General features: G+C 71.5%; 12 protein-coding genes. 2 read left to right on the top strand and 10 right to left on the bottom strand.

Going from position 1 to position 13,351, the window contains the following annotated elements:
• Nucleotides 1-55: 55 nt before the first annotated feature.
• Nucleotides 56-775, bottom strand: coding sequence for a DUF4232 domain-containing protein (locus ACFV9D_RS15555; RefSeq protein ID WP_385145628.1), 720 nt, complete (start codon nt 773-775; stop codon nt 56-58).
• Between the two features lie 269 nt (nt 776-1,044).
• On the opposite strand from ACFV9D_RS15555, the gene ACFV9D_RS15550 reads away from it, so the two are divergent.
• On the top strand, nt 1,045-1,785 hold the full coding sequence (locus ACFV9D_RS15550; protein ID WP_385145626.1) for a hypothetical protein: 741 nt from the start codon (nt 1,045-1,047) through the stop codon (nt 1,783-1,785).
• A 205-nt stretch (nt 1,786-1,990) separates the two neighbouring features.
• Here the strand turns inward: ACFV9D_RS15550 and ACFV9D_RS15545 are convergent, their stop codons facing one another.
• The 4 genes from ACFV9D_RS15545 to ACFV9D_RS15530 all read right to left on the bottom strand — a co-directional run bounded on the left by ACFV9D_RS15545 (nt 1,991) and on the right by ACFV9D_RS15530 (nt 5,860).
• Nucleotides 1,991-4,195 (bottom strand): hypothetical protein, encoded by a 2,205-nt coding sequence (locus tag ACFV9D_RS15545; protein ID WP_385145624.1) that lies wholly within the window; start codon nt 4,193-4,195, stop codon nt 1,991-1,993.
• 185 nt (nt 4,196-4,380) lie between these two features.
• Nucleotides 4,381-4,725, bottom strand: a complete 345-nt coding sequence (locus tag ACFV9D_RS15540; protein WP_385145622.1) for a DUF6113 family protein — start codon at nt 4,723-4,725, stop codon at nt 4,381-4,383.
• On the bottom strand, nt 4,722-5,624 hold the full coding sequence (gene mshB, locus ACFV9D_RS15535) for an N-acetyl-1-D-myo-inositol-2-amino-2-deoxy-alpha-D-glucopyranoside deacetylase (protein ID WP_385145620.1): 903 nt from the start codon (nt 5,622-5,624) through the stop codon (nt 4,722-4,724). Before mshB ends, ACFV9D_RS15540 begins: the two co-directional genes overlap by 4 nt.
• Before the next feature lie 41 nt (nt 5,625-5,665).
• The gene (locus ACFV9D_RS15530; protein ID WP_137993529.1) at nt 5,666-5,860 is read right to left on the bottom strand and encodes a hypothetical protein; all 195 of its coding nucleotides are present in this window, start codon (nt 5,858-5,860) and stop codon (nt 5,666-5,668) included.
• A gap of 166 nt (nt 5,861-6,026) precedes the next feature.
• Here ACFV9D_RS15530 and ACFV9D_RS15525 point away from each other — a divergent pair, with 166 nt between their 5' ends.
• Nucleotides 6,027-8,177 (top strand): prolyl oligopeptidase family serine peptidase, encoded by a 2,151-nt coding sequence (locus ACFV9D_RS15525; protein ID WP_385145618.1) that lies wholly within the window; start codon nt 6,027-6,029, stop codon nt 8,175-8,177.
• Between the two features lie 30 nt (nt 8,178-8,207).
• Here the strand turns inward: ACFV9D_RS15525 and ACFV9D_RS15520 are convergent, their stop codons facing one another.
• The 5 genes from ACFV9D_RS15520 to ACFV9D_RS15500 all read right to left on the bottom strand — a co-directional run bounded on the left by ACFV9D_RS15520 (nt 8,208) and on the right by ACFV9D_RS15500 (nt 13,279).
• A complete protein-coding gene (locus ACFV9D_RS15520; RefSeq protein WP_385145616.1) occupies nt 8,208-9,152 on the bottom strand; it encodes a hypothetical protein in 945 nt (314 codons plus the stop codon).
• Nucleotides 9,153-9,353: 201 nt separating this feature from the next.
• Nucleotides 9,354-10,403: an ABC transporter ATP-binding protein gene (locus ACFV9D_RS15515; protein ID WP_385145614.1), complete on the bottom strand. Its 1,050-nt coding sequence runs from the start codon at nt 10,401-10,403 to the stop codon at nt 9,354-9,356.
• On the bottom strand, nt 10,396-11,370 hold the full coding sequence (locus ACFV9D_RS15510; protein ID WP_385145612.1) for an ABC transporter ATP-binding protein: 975 nt from the start codon (nt 11,368-11,370) through the stop codon (nt 10,396-10,398). Before ACFV9D_RS15510 ends, ACFV9D_RS15515 begins: the two co-directional genes overlap by 8 nt.
• Before the next feature lie 6 nt (nt 11,371-11,376).
• Nucleotides 11,377-12,363 (bottom strand): ABC transporter permease, encoded by a 987-nt coding sequence (locus ACFV9D_RS15505; RefSeq protein ID WP_385145610.1) that lies wholly within the window; start codon nt 12,361-12,363, stop codon nt 11,377-11,379.
• On the bottom strand, nt 12,356-13,279 hold the full coding sequence (locus tag ACFV9D_RS15500; RefSeq protein WP_385145608.1) for an ABC transporter permease: 924 nt from the start codon (nt 13,277-13,279) through the stop codon (nt 12,356-12,358). The genes ACFV9D_RS15505 and ACFV9D_RS15500 overlap by 8 nt, the downstream gene beginning before the upstream one ends.
• Nucleotides 13,280-13,351: the final 72 nt, after the last annotated feature.

Here is a 13,351-nt window from a genome sequence, read left to right as displayed (position 1 = left end):
GCGGCCTCCCCTTACGGGAGAGGCAAGAGCCCTCGGGAGATGCGTCGGCCGGGCGTCAGCGGCCGAAGCGGTCGAACTTCACGTCCGGACCGCAGACGTTGAAGGTGGCCGCCGAACCGTCGGCCTTGGTCACCTTGACGCTACGGCCCTCGTCGTCCGGCAGTGCGATCTCGACCGTGGACGCCTGGATGGCGCACACCTCACGGGCCGATGCGGAGCCCTCGAAGTTCAGGTCCTGGTACATGACCATCGCCTCGGCCGAGGCGCCGGGCTTGATGTCGACGGCGTCGGTGCCGTTCTTGGAGTTGTCGGCGCTGATCGGCTCGGCCTTGGCCTGGTCGTCCTTGGCCACCAGGGTGCTGGCGCCGACGATGGTGCAGGTCGCCTTCGACGTGTTGGTGACCTTGATGGTGGCCCCGGCCGGCTCCTGCTCGCTCGCGTGGTGAGCGGACGCGATGAACGTCAGCGCGGTGTTCTTCGTCGTACACGCCCCCGTGGCACCGCCCGTTCCGCCGCCCGTCGACGTACCCGCGGAGGACGTGCCCGAGGAAGACCCACCGGAGGAGGACGCGTTCGAGCCGGAGCCGCTCGCCGACGAGCTCGCCGAGGCGGAGGCGGACGCGGAGGTCGACGCGGAGCCGGACGCGGACGCCGTCGCCGACGGGCCGTCGCCGGCCGCCTTGTCGGCGGACTTGTCGTCACCGCAGGCCGTCAGGCTCAGGCCCGCCAACACGATGGCGGCGGCGGTGGTTGCGGTACGGGTGATCACGCGCATGGGTCTCTCTCCGACTGGACTGAATCTCGACAGTGCACGGTCTGAGACAGCATCCAGGTCACCCGGGTTTCGCCCGGCTCCCCCGAACGGGTCCTTCGGCGAAAGCTGAACACGACGCACCCACGACCTCCCCCATCCCCACACCGGGCACGCCGCCGACCCACTGGACACGGAGCCAAAGACTCCGATTCTTCGGGTGGTTGTCTGCTCAAGTGACGTGAGTACGCATGCTCATGTGCCCGGTGACGCGGCCTCCGCATGATGCGTGCATGCGATCGACAACCCTTGCGAAGCCCTTGCTGGCGGCCGTGCTCGGCTGCATCGTCCTCTCCGGCTGCGGCACCCAGAAGGCCACCGCCGATCAGACCCCCGCCGGCGGCACCGTCTCGGCGACGACCCCGCCGGTCGCTCCGCCGACCGACGGCGACCCGGAGATGCGGTTCCTCACGTTGCTGGACCGCGTCAATCGGGGCTGCGCCCCGGACCTCGCGCCCAGACCCGAGGACCTGCCGGGCTGGGAGGCCGCGCCCACCCCGAGATACGGGCCGGGCGAGACGCCACCGGGTGTGCCGAACGCCGACGGGGACATCCCGATTCCCGTGGATGACCCCGTGCCGTCGAAGCCGACCCCCGACTCCACCGCGCCCAATCCGGTCGCGTCCGAGCCGGTCCAGGAGGTTCCGCTGACCGCCGTCGAGAGGTGCACCGGCGAAGAGCACGCGCAGCGCGTCGGCGAGGCGTTCAGAAACACCGGCACGACCAACTACCAGGCGATGCACACGAAGCTGACGAGCCTCGACTACCCGGCGCCGCGAATCCACCGGATGCCCGACCACGCGGGCAAGCCCCGGGCACGGGTCGACCTGCGCTTCATGGGCAGCCACGTGGCCCTGGAGGTCACCGGCACCGGCAGCGGCGTGATCGTCGAAACGTTCGGGGCTCCGGAGACCGAGGACGTGCAGGTGAACGAGGTGAAGCGGAAGCCGAAGCCGGACGCGCCCACGTCCTGAAAGAACCCGTCGAGCCGACGTGGGCGCGGGCCCGACGGGTGATGTTCGTGCGGGTCGGGTGGCTGCTGAGCGGGCAGCCGGGGGCCGTGGACCACCGCGCCCGGCGCGGTGCAGACCACCGACATCTGCGACCCGGCCCGCTCGGCCGCCGGCGTCGGCTCGGGCAGACTGCTGCCGGATGGGGCTCCCTCGCTCGTACGAAGCGTCAGCCCTCGCCGTTCAGGTCGATGACCTTCGTCCGCTCGGCCGGGGTCTTGCCCATCAGGGCGTCGCGCATCACGAAGGCCACGTCGTCGGCGGAGACCTGGTGCTTCTTGCCGTCGCCCTTGGTGATCACGATGCCGTCGAAGACGCCGTCGAGGAGCTTCTCGATCGCCTTCTTGTCGTAGACCTCCACCAGGCGGCCGCCGACGGGCTTCATGGAGAGGATCTGCGGCAGCGACCGCGCCGGGCCGAACTTGATCTCCTTCGAGCCCGCCTTGATCGTGATCAGGTCGGACATCGCGGGCTGGGCGAACTCCTTCATCGCCCGGTCCAGCTCGGCCTGGGTGATGGTGGGCTCGCGGGTGACGACGGGCAGTTCGACGGGCTTCGACTGGCCCGTCTGGACCTGGGCGCGGAACGCGTCCTTGACGAAGATCATCGAACGGGCGACGTCCAGACCCTTGCCCGGCTTGCCCGGTACGGCGGTGGCCTTGCCCGGGGAGAACCGGATGGTGCCCTCGGTGGCCGAGCCGGACGTGCCGGAGACGTCGGTGAGAGCCACGGCCAGCTTCTCCTCGTCGACCGGGAGCTTCGGCTCGGCGACGCGCTCGCCGCCGAAGAGCGAGCCGATCACGGAGACGGGGTTGTAGTCGCTGCCCGCGGCGGCGCGGACGGTCTCCTGGCTGTCGAGGGAGAGACCGGCCTTGTCCGGGGACAGCTCGACCGTCTTCCCACCGACGCTGAGCCGGAGGGGGGCGTGGGCGCGCTTGCCGAGTGCGGCTTCCAGCTTGTTGACGCCCTCCTCCTTCGTACCGCCGCCGATGTCGACACCGAGGACGGTCGTGCCCTTGGGGACGTCGGAGTGGTTGAGGAGCAGGCCGGCGCCGTAGGCGACGCCGACGAGGCCGAACACGCCGACACCGACGAGGACGAGCTTGGAGCGGCCCTTCTTCGCCGGGGCGGAGGAGGCTGAGGCGGAGGGCGTCGAGGTCCTCGGAGCGGCGGGCGCCGGGGCGCCGCCGACGACCTCGGGCGCCGAGAAGCCTCGGTCCGGGAGGCGGGGCGTGAGGTCCGGGCCGGACGGCACGACGGGGATGCCGCTGGTGAGCGTGTCACCGGAGACGTGGCCGCCGCCGGTGCCCGCGCCCGGCGGGGTGATCGGGCCGGGGCTCTGCGGGGTCAGGACCGCGGTGTCGTCCGACATGCGCGGCGCTCCCCCGAAGGGGCCGCCGCCGAGAGGCCCGCCGCCCAGTGGGCCGCCACCCAGCGGGCCACCGCCCGCCGGAGCGCCGCCCACCGGAGCGCCGCCCACCGGAGCGCCGCCCACCGGACTGCTGCCGGTGACGGGGCCGGTGGTCGGACCGGTCGGCGGCTTCGGGCCGCCCGGGCCACCGGGAGCACCCGGGGAGTACGGGGCGCCGTCGGGGCCGTACGCGGCCTCGTCCTGCGGCGGCGTCGCGAGGTACATCGGCGTACCGGACGCGGGGGTCGCCGCGATCGAGGCGCCGCCGACGGTCGGGATGCCGCCGGTCGCGGGCCCGGCGAAGCCGGAACCGCGGGCCGGGCCGCCCGTGGCCGGGGGTCGCGCACCCGGAGGAGGCGTACGTCCGGGCGCGCCGGGGCCGCCGGGAGCGGCACCGGGTCCCCGGCCCGCGGGCCCCGAGGGTCCGGCGGGCCTGGACGGCGCGGAGGGTGCGGACGGCGTGGCGGGCGCGGCCGGAGCCGGGGCCGCCGATGCCGTGGGGGCGGCCGGCTTGCGCGGGGCGAACCAGTCGCTGGTGGGCTTGTCCTCGGCCTTGGGCTCCGGCTCCACCGTAGGCGAAGCCGGGGCCTCGCGCTCCGGGGCCGGGGCCGGGGCCGGCACTTGGGCCTTCTGGGCGGCGGCCGGCTCACGCCTGGGCGCCTCGGCCTGGGCCTCGGTCTCCCCGACCGGCTTGCGGACCACCACGGGCGGGATCGGCCGCGAACCCGGGATGTTGATCCGGATCCGGGTGGTCAGCGTGGTCTCGGTCTTCGGCTCCTCCGGCTGCGGCGGAGCGGACGCGGCGGCGGCGCCGGCCGTGTCGTCGGACCCGTCCTGCGTGGGGTGGAGCGACGGATACTGACGGGATCCGTACGGCGGTGTACCCGAGGGGTACGCGGCTCCACCGCGCCCCTGGGCGCCGGAGGACGAACTGTCAGTCTCTCGACCAGTTTCACGACTCAAAGCAGGTTCTCCCGGTTGGCTCCACCGCCCGCTCTTGCTGGTGCTCGTGTACCCGGGCGGCTCGGCGGCGCGCACCACCATACTGGCCGTCGCCGACAGGCACCCGACGGCCGGGGATCGAGCACGGGGCATTCCGGCCGAAGTCCGGGCAGCCCTTCACAGAAGCTCCGCTCAACTCGGCCTGTTCACGAGGCCGGTCGCGACAGCCGCGACATGGTGGCGCACATCACAGCGACGGCCATGCCGCCCAGAAGATAGATCATCTCCTCGACCCCGCCGCCGAAGACCCCGTCGCCTTCCGGCCGTCCGAGGCTGAGCAGCACGATCGCGACGAGCCAGCCCGCCGCCGGCGCCGCGAGGCCCAGTTGCGTGTCGGTGGCCCGCAGCCCTCCGTAGAAGACGCCCGCGGTGGCGAGCAGCGCGATGATCAATCCCCCGGGGAACCAGGCGCCTTGGGCGAGCGAGCCCGCCGCTCCGACGAGTGCACCGAGGACGAGGAAAAGTACGTACCAGACCACACGGATGTTCACGGCGTCACCACACCCGCGAACAGGTCCTTCTCGCGCACGCCCGCCGGTGCGCCCGGTGTGCCCCTGACCAACTGGTAGTACTCCGTGGTGAAGATCGGCTGGCCGAGGTCGTTGGAGAGGGCGAAGAAGGGTCCGTCGACGGCGATTTGGGTGACATGGGCCCGCATCGCGGCCGTCTTGCGCCCCGCCCAGTCCGTGCCTCCCGTACCGCCGTCGATCTCGGCGGTGATCAGGGAGTCGTCGACCACGCCCGGCACGTCGTCGATGTCCGCGATGCCGGGGAAGTCGGCGCCCTCGACGCGCAGCCGGGCGAAGGCGGCCTCGGCGACCGGGCGCGGGACCCGGTTCCAGTAGATCTTCGCGATCGCGTGCGCCGGGCCGAGGTCGGGGCGGTACGAGGCGTCCGCCGCCAGCTCGGCGGCGCGCATGGCGACGCGGTGGGCCTGGATGTGGTCGGGGTGGCCGTAGCCGCCGTCCGGGTCGTAGGTGACCAGGACCTGTGGGCGGGTCTCGCGGATGATCTCGACGAGGTACGGGGCGGCGGTGTCGACGTCCGTGTTCCAGAAGGCGTTCTCGCGCCGGTTCTGCTCGACTCCCATCATTCCGGAGTCGCGGAAGCGGCCGGGGCCGCCGAGGAAGCGGTGGTCGGTGACGCCCAGCTCCTTCATCGCGGCGGCGAGTTCGCCGACGCGATGGGCCCCGAGCCGGTCCTCCCGGTCGGGTGCCAGGTGGGCGAGCTCGGGCGGGATGACCTCGCCCTCCTCGCCGAGCGTGCAGGTCACCAGGGTGACCTGGGCACCCTCGGCCGCGTACCTGGCCATGGTGGCGCCGTTGTTGATCGACTCGTCGTCGGGGTGCGCGTGCACCAGGAGCAGACGACGGGCTGGGAGAACCGTCATGGCCCCACCCTACGAGGCGGGGCCACTCGCAGCGTCCGAGGTCAGAACTTGAGGCCGCCGATCATGCCCGCCACGTTCGTGGTGAGGGTGCTGATGGACGGGGCGATGGACGAGCTCGCCAGGTAGAACCCCAGGAGCGCGCAGACCGCCGCATGTCCAGCCTTCAGCCCGGATTTCCGGATCAGCAGGAAGACGACGATCGCCAGCAGCACCACCGCCGAAATCGAGAGTGCCACGGCGGTTCACCTCCACACTTCTTCGGTCGGATATTCGGACGGTCAGGTCGGCGAGCATGTGCCAGCTGTCCCCTACCCACCTAGCGCTACGGATCATAACTATGTGTGGCTTCGCATTGATGGTGTACGGGGGCACAGGGGGGCGCACAGCGCTAGGTTCGGTCGCATGACCTCCAGGCAACAGCGGTCGTTCCCGCTCTCGTTCCCTCGTCAGTACGCCCGGACGCAGCGCTTCACCCTGGGCGTTCCGCGAGCGTTCACGGTCTCCCCGGACGGTGAGCGGGTGGTGTTCGTGCGCTCGTCGTCCGGTACCGACCGTTCGCACGCCTTGTGGGTGCTCGACCTCGACGGTCCGGCGCGCGAGGCCCGGGAGCGGCTCGCGGCCGATCCGGAGGCGCTGCTCGAGGGCGCGGCCGAGGAGTTGTCGGCCGAGGAGCGCGACCGGCGGGAGCGGAGCCGCGAGGGCTCGGGCGGGATCGTGGCCTATGCGGTGGACGCGGCCGTGGAGTTGGCGGCGTTCGCGCTGTCGGGGCGGCTGTTCGCGGCGGAGCTGAGGGCGGGGACGGCGCGGGAGCTGCGGGTGCCCGGGCCCGTGATCGATCCGCGGCCGTCGCCGGACGGGCGGCACATCGCCTATGTGACGCGGGGCGCGCTGCGGGTGGCGGGGGCGGACGGGGAGGGCGACCGGGCGCTGGCGGAGCCGGAGGACGCGCACACGACCTACGGTCTGGCGGAGTTCGTGGCGGCCGAGGAGATGGGGCGCTCGCGGGGCTTCTGGTGGTCGCCGGAGTCGGACCGGCTGCTTGCGGCGCGGGCGGACGACCGGCCGGTGCGGCGGTGGTGGATCGCGGACCCGGCGCATCCGGACCGGGAGCCGCGGGTCGTGCCGTACCCGGCGGCGGGGACGCCGAACGCGGAGGTGCGGCTGTACGTGGTGGATCTCGCCGGGGAGCGTACGGAGGTCGAGTGGGACCGGGACCGGTATCCGTATCTGGCCCGGGTGCACTGGTCGTCGGGTGGGGCTCCGCTGATCCTCGTACAGGCCCGTGACCAGCGCACGCAGCTCCATCTGGCGGTGGACGCGGAGTCCGGGGCGACCCGGACGGTGCATGTGGACGAGGACCCGGTGTGGCTGGAGCTGCTGCCGGGGGTGCCGGCCTGGGCTCCGGACGGGCGTCTCGTCCGGATCGCCGACGAGGGCGGGGCGCGGGTGCTGGCGGTCGGGGACCGGGCGCTCACCGGGGCGCAGCTCCAGCTGCTGAACGTCCTCGACGTCGGGGAGAACGACGTCCTGGTGTCGGCGTCGGCCGGCGAGGAGGCGGCGGAGCCGGAGACCGGGGAGATCCATGTCTACCGGGTCAATGAGCTGGGGGTGGAGCGGGTCTCCGAGGGGACCGGAATTCACTCGGCGGTGCGGGGCGGCGCGGTGACGGTGCTGGTCTCCGCCCGGCCGGACACGCCGGGGAGTGTGGCGCGGGTGCTGCGCGACGGCGAGCAGGTGGCGGTGATCGCCTCGCACGCGGAGACGCCGGTGCTGTCGGCGCGGGTGCGTCTGGTGGAAGGGGGCGCACGGCGGATTCCGTGCGCCGTCCTGCTCCCCTCGGGGTACCGGGAAGGTGACGGACTACTGCCCGTACTCATGGATCCGTACGGTGGTCCGCACGGTCAGCGGGTGCTCGCCGCGCACAACCCGCATCTGACGTCCCAGTGGTTCGCCGACCAGGGCTTCGCCGTGATCGTCGCGGACGGGCGGGGCGCTCCGGGCCGGTCTCCGGCCTGGGAGAAGGCGATCGCGAACGATCTGACGCCCGCCCTCGACGACCAGGTCGAGGCGCTGCACGCGCTGGCGAAGGACTTCCCGCTGGATCTGGGGCGGGTGGCGATCCGGGGCTGGTCGTACGGCGGTTATCTGGCGGCCCTCGGGGTGCTGCGACGGCCCGATGTGTTCCATGCCGCGATCGCGGGGGCGCCGGTGGCCGACTTCCGGCTCTACGACACCCACTACACGGAGCGGTATCTGGGGACCCCACAGGACAGTCCGGAGGTGTACGCGGCGAACTCGCTGGTCACCGACGACGGTCTGTCGGCGCCGGAGAACCCCGCACGACCAATGATGATCATCCATGGTCTGGTCGACGACAATGTGGTGATGGCCCATACGCTGCGGCTGTCCTCGGCGCTGCTCGCGGCGGGGCGGCCCCATGAGGTGCTGCCGCTGACGGGCGTGACCCATATGACGCCGCAGGAGCAGGTGGCGGAGAACCTGCTCCTGCTCCAGGTGGACTTCCTGCAGCGGTCGCTGCCCCCGGCCCCCTAGACCCTGATCCGCCGGACAGGCCCTAGGGGTTCACCAGCCGGGCGGCGGCGGGAACGGCGGTGCGGGTGGCAACACCGGGGTGCCCAGCGGGGCCGGGGCGACAGGGCGCTCGCCCCGGCCGGCCAGCACGACGAGGACGGCGGCACCGGCGAGGACGTAGAACGCCGAGGACAGGACGGTCAGTTGCTCCGGAAGGTCGCGGTGAACGACGTTCTCGATCAGCTCGTACCGCACGGCCGCCAGGAAACCCATGATTCCCCCGCCGCACAGGAGCGCACCCGAGACCAGGCCGAGGGGGCGGGCGTACGGGCGACGGGCGAAGGCGCCACCCGCCGCCGTCAGCATCAGCAGCACGACGACGGCGACGAGCCAGCCGGGCGGCGGCGCGAGCAGCGGCGCGAGGAGGGAGCGGCCGCCGGTGAAGCGGTCGACGGTGATCTCGGCGGGGAGTTCGAGGGCCCAGTAGACCTCCCAGGCCGTCTCGGCGAGAGCGGCGATCAGCAGCAGGACGGCGGCGGCGATGGCGGGGCCGGAGCGGGGGCGGCTCGGGAGGGGCTCGTACACCGAATCGGCGGGGCGGCGGCCGACCGCGGCCGTGACGAGCAGGCCGGCGGCGAGGGCCAGGTCGAGGAGCGTGGTGAGGAGGGCTCCGTTGCCGTCTCCGGTGGCCCACATCCCCGGCAGCCGTAACGCGAGGGTGACGGCGCCCGTGGCGGCGAAGGCGGAGGCGGCGAGGGGCGAGCGCAGGGCCGCGACGGCGGTGGCGACGTAGATGCCCGTCAGGACGAGGTCGAAGCCCGTGGTGGCGGACCGGTCGCGCAGCAGCAGGCGATGGTCCCCGGCCCAGTACCAGGCGAGGTCGGTGTACGAGCCGCCGAGGGCGGCGACGTCCCGCAGGATCCAGCCCGCGGTCACGAGGGCGAGTACGAGGGAGAGGGCGGCGCCGGTGAGTCGTGCTGCGCGAGTCACTGTCACGAGGCCGATACTCACCGCTACCACGCGGCGAAACAAGCGATTCCGCATATTCGACCGGCAAGGCGGGGCGACGCGGCGGCCGGCCGGGACGACATGGCGCGTCCCGGCCGGCCTACGGCACCCGCACGGCCGTACGCTGTCGAGAGTGACGCGTCCGTATATCGGAGCCGGGTCGGTCGAGTTGCCTGCGTGTTAACCCATTTACTCCGACTCGCCCTCCGTCGGCTCCGTGGGCACCACGTGCTTCTCCTCCGCGAAGTGGCAGGCGGAGTCGTGCTTCGCCGGGGTGTCCGACAGCCGGAACTCCGCGGGGACCGCAAGCAGCGGGACCTCCAGCGTGCAGCGCTCCTGGGCCTTCCAGCAGCGGGTGCGGAAGCGGCAGCCCGAGGGGATGTTGGCCGGCGAGGGTACGTCCCCGGTGAGGATGATGCGTTCGCGGTGCTCCCGCGCGTCCGGGTCGGGCACCGGCACCGCGGAGAGCAGCGCCTGGGTGTACGGGTGCGTGGGGTGCTCGTAGATCTGGTCCTCGGTGCCGATCTCCACGATCCTGCCGAGGTACATGACGCCGACCCGGTCGGAGATGTGCCGGACGATCGACAGGTCGTGGGCGATGAACACGTACGAGAGCGAGAACTCGTCCTGGAGCTTCCCCAGGAGGTTCACCACCTGGGCCTGGACGGACACGTCGAGCGCCGAGACCGGTTCGTCCGCGACGATGATCTCCGGCTGGAGCGCGAGGCCGCGGGCGATGCCGATGCGCTGACGCTGGCCGCCGGAGAACTGGTGCGGATAGCGGTTGATGTACTCCGGGTTGAGGCCCACCACGTCGAGCAGGTCCTGGACCTTCCGCCGCCGGTCGCCCTTCGGGGCGACCTCGGGGTGGATCTCGTACGGCTCTCCGATGATGTCGCCGACGGTCATCCGCGGGTTGAGCGAGGTGTACGGGTCCTGGAACACCATCTGGATGTTGCGGCGGACCGCGCGCAGGGCCTTCGGGGACAGCGTGGTGATGTCGTCGCCCTTGTAGCGGATCGAGCCCGAGGTCGGGCGCTCCAGGTTGACCAGCATCTTGGCCACGGTCGACTTGCCGCAGCCGGACTCGCCGACGATGCCCAGGGTCTCCCCCGCCGCCAGGTCGAAGTCGACGCCGTCGACGGCCTTGACCGCACCGACCTGCTTCTTGAAGAGGATGCCCTGGGTCAGCGGGTAGTGCTTGTACAGGTCCCGGACCTCGAGAATCGGCTCAGCCACGGATGGCCTCCTGCCAGAAGTGGCACGCGCTGCGGCGTTCCTCCGACACTTCGTACAACGGCGGCTCGTCGGTGCGGCACACGTCCCGGGCCAGCGGACAGCGCGGGTTGAAGGCGCAGCCGGGCGGGATGGCCAGCAGGTTCGGGGGCAGGCCCTTGATGGCGTACAGCTCCTGCCCCTTCTGGTCCAGGCGCGGGATCGAGTCGAGCAGGCCGCGGGTGTAGGGGTGGGCGGGTGACTTGTAGATCTCGTGGACGGGGGCGGTCTCGACGATCCGGCCCGCGTACATGACGGCGATCTTGTCGGCGACGTCGGCGACCACGCCGAGGTCGTGGGTGATGAGGATGAGGCCCATGTTGAGCTCGCGCTGGAGCTCGGCGAGCAGGTCCATGACCTGGGCCTGGACGGTGACGTCGAGCGCGGTCGTCGGCTCGTCCGCGATGATCAGCTCCGGTTCGAGGGAGAGCGCCATCGCGATCATGATGCGCTGGCGCATGCCGCCGGAGAACTGGTGCGGGTACTGCCCCACCCGTTCCTTGGCCGCCGGGATGCGGACCCGGTCCATCAGCTCGATCGCCTTGGTCCGGGAGTCCTTGCGGGACATGCCCTGGTGGACCTGGAACATCTCGCCGAGCTGGTCCCCGACGCTGATGACCGGGTTGAGGGAGGACAGCGCGTCCTGGAAGATCATCGCCATCTTCGCGCCCCGGACCTTGCGCCGTTCCTCCTCCTTGTACGTCAGCAGGTCCTGGCCCTGGAAGAGGATCTCGCCGCCGGTGATCTTTCCCGGCGGGATGTCGAGGATGCCCATGACGGCCTGGGCGGTGACGGACTTGCCGGAGCCGGACTCGCCGAGCACGGCCAGCGTCTCGCCCGCGTCGACCGAGTAGCTGACCCCGTTGACGGCCTTGGCCACCCCGTCCCGGGTGTGGAACTCCACGTGCAGATCGCGCACTTCGAGCAGCATGGGCGCCTACCTCAGCTTCGGGTCGAGGGCGTCGCGCACCGCGTCGCCGAGCATGATGAACGCGAGCACGGTGATGGCGAGCGCGCCCGCCGGCCAGAGCAGCATGTGCGGGGCGTTGCGGATGTACTGCGAGGCCGAGGAGATGTCGATGCCCCAGGACACGGTCGGCGGCTTCAGCCCGACGCCGAGGTACGACAGGGTCGCCTCCAGCGAGATGTACGTACCGAGGGCGATGGTCGCCACGACGATGACCGGCGCGACGGCGTTGGGCGCGATGTGGCGCAGCAGGATCCGGGAACTGGGGGCGCCGAGCGCGCGGGCCGCCTGGACGTAGTCGTTCTGTTTGGCGGTGATGACCGAGCCGCGGGCGATGCGGGAGATCTGCGGCCAGCCGAGCAGCACCATGAAGCCGATGACGGGCCAGATGGTGTTGCTGGTGACGACCGACAGCAGGACGAGTCCGCCGAGGACGACGGGGATGGCGAAGAAGACGTCGGTGATCCGGGAGAGGACCGCGTCCCAGCCGCCGCCGAAGAAGCCGGCCAGGCTGCCGAGGGCGGAGCCGAGGATCGCGACGCCGAGGGTGGCGAGGACGCCGACGGAGACGGAGGTCCGGGCGCCGTAGACCGTGCGCGTGTAGACGTCGCAGCCCTGGCCGTTGAAGCCGAAGGGGTGGCCGGGCTGGGAGCCTTCCTGGGCCTTGGACAGATCGCACTGGAGGGGGTCTCCGCTGGCGATCAGGGAGGGCCAGATGGAGATGACGACCAGGAAGAGGATGATCAGGCCCGAGATGATGAAGACCGGGTTGCGGCGCAGGTCGTGCCAGGCGTCGGACCACAGGGAGCGGGGCTTGCCCGAGGGCCCGGTGCCGAGGGGGCCGCCCGGGGTCTTCTCGAGCGACTCCCCCTCCTCCATGGCGAGGTCGGTGGCGCCACCCGCTCCCGTGTGGTCGATGGCGCGCCCGTCGTCGAACGGCTCAAGCGGCTCAGGCATAGCGGATCCTCGGGTCAAGGACGGCGTACAGGAGGTCGACGAGGAGGTTGGCCAGCAGGAAGATGAGGACGAGGATCGTCACGAAGCCGACGACGGTCTGGGTGTTCTGGCGGACGATGCCCTGGTAGAGCTGGTAGCCGACGCCGTGGATGTTGAAGATCCGCTCGGTGACGATGGCGCCGCCCATCAGCGCGCCGATGTCGGCGCCGATGAAGGTGACCACCGGGATGAGCGAGTTGCGCAGCAGGTGGCGGGTGATGACCCGGCGGCGCGGCAGGCCCTTGGCGACGGCGGTGCGAACGTAGTCGGCGCGCTTGTTCTCGGCGATCGAGGTGCGGGTGAGCCGGGTGACGTAGGCGAGCGAGACGGAGGCGAGGACGAGGCCGGGGACGATCAGCTCGTTGAAGGGGGCCTCGGGCGAGACGGCGGGCTTGATCCAGCCCCACTCCACGCCGAGCAGCAGCTGGAGCAGGAGACCGGTGACGAAGGTCGGGATCGAGATGACGACCAGCGTGAGCAGCAGCACGCTGGTGTCGATGGGGCGGCCGCGGCGCAGGCCGGTGAGGACGCCGAGGGTGATGCCGATGACGATCTCGAAGAGGATCGCGACGATCGTGAGCCGGATGGTGACGGGGAAGGCGCTCGCCATCAGCTCGGTCACCGGCTGGCCGTTGAAGGCCGTACCGAAGTCACCGGTGAAGAGATTGCCCATGTAGATCAGGTATTGCTGCCAGACCGGCTTGTCGAGGCCGAACTCTTTCTCCAGCTGGGCCGCGGTCGCCGGGTCGCAGGCGCGGTCGCCGCAGAGGCCGGCGATGGGGTCGCCCATCACGTTGACCATGAGGAAGATCAGCAGGGTGGCGCCGATGAAGACCGGGATCATCTGCAGCAGACGCCGGATCACATAACGTCCCATGAGGGGCTCCGGGGGTGTGGGGAAGTCGTACGGCCCGGCACGCGGGGGAACGCGGGGCCGGGCCGGGCCGTA

Origin of the sequence: Streptomyces sp. NPDC059875 (assembly GCF_042731085.1) — a bacterium.
In the GTDB taxonomy this organism is placed as follows: domain Bacteria; phylum Actinomycetota; class Actinomycetes; order Streptomycetales; family Streptomycetaceae; genus Streptomyces.
Note: the sequence above shows the minus strand (reverse complement) of the source record. Positions and strands in the feature narration are given on the sequence as shown.

Coding starts and splice junctions, on each gene's coding strand:
- ACFV9D_RS15505 (WP_385145610.1), bottom strand. CDS start 12,363: ATGCCTGAGCCGCTTGAGCCGTTCGACGACGGGCGCGCCATCGACCAC.
- ACFV9D_RS15500 (WP_385145608.1), bottom strand. CDS start 13,279: ATGGGACGTTATGTGATCCGGCGTCTGCTGCAGATGATCCCGGTCTTC.
- ACFV9D_RS15510 (WP_385145612.1), bottom strand. CDS start 11,370: ATGCTGCTCGAAGTGCGCGATCTGCACGTGGAGTTCCACACCCGGGAC.
- ACFV9D_RS15555 (WP_385145628.1), bottom strand. CDS start 775: ATGCGCGTGATCACCCGTACCGCAACCACCGCCGCCGCCATCGTGTTG.
- ACFV9D_RS15550 (WP_385145626.1), top strand. CDS start 1,045: ATGCGATCGACAACCCTTGCGAAGCCCTTGCTGGCGGCCGTGCTCGGC.
- ACFV9D_RS15525 (WP_385145618.1), top strand. CDS start 6,027: ATGACCTCCAGGCAACAGCGGTCGTTCCCGCTCTCGTTCCCTCGTCAG.
- mshB (WP_385145620.1), bottom strand. CDS start 5,624: ATGACGGTTCTCCCAGCCCGTCGTCTGCTCCTGGTGCACGCGCACCCC.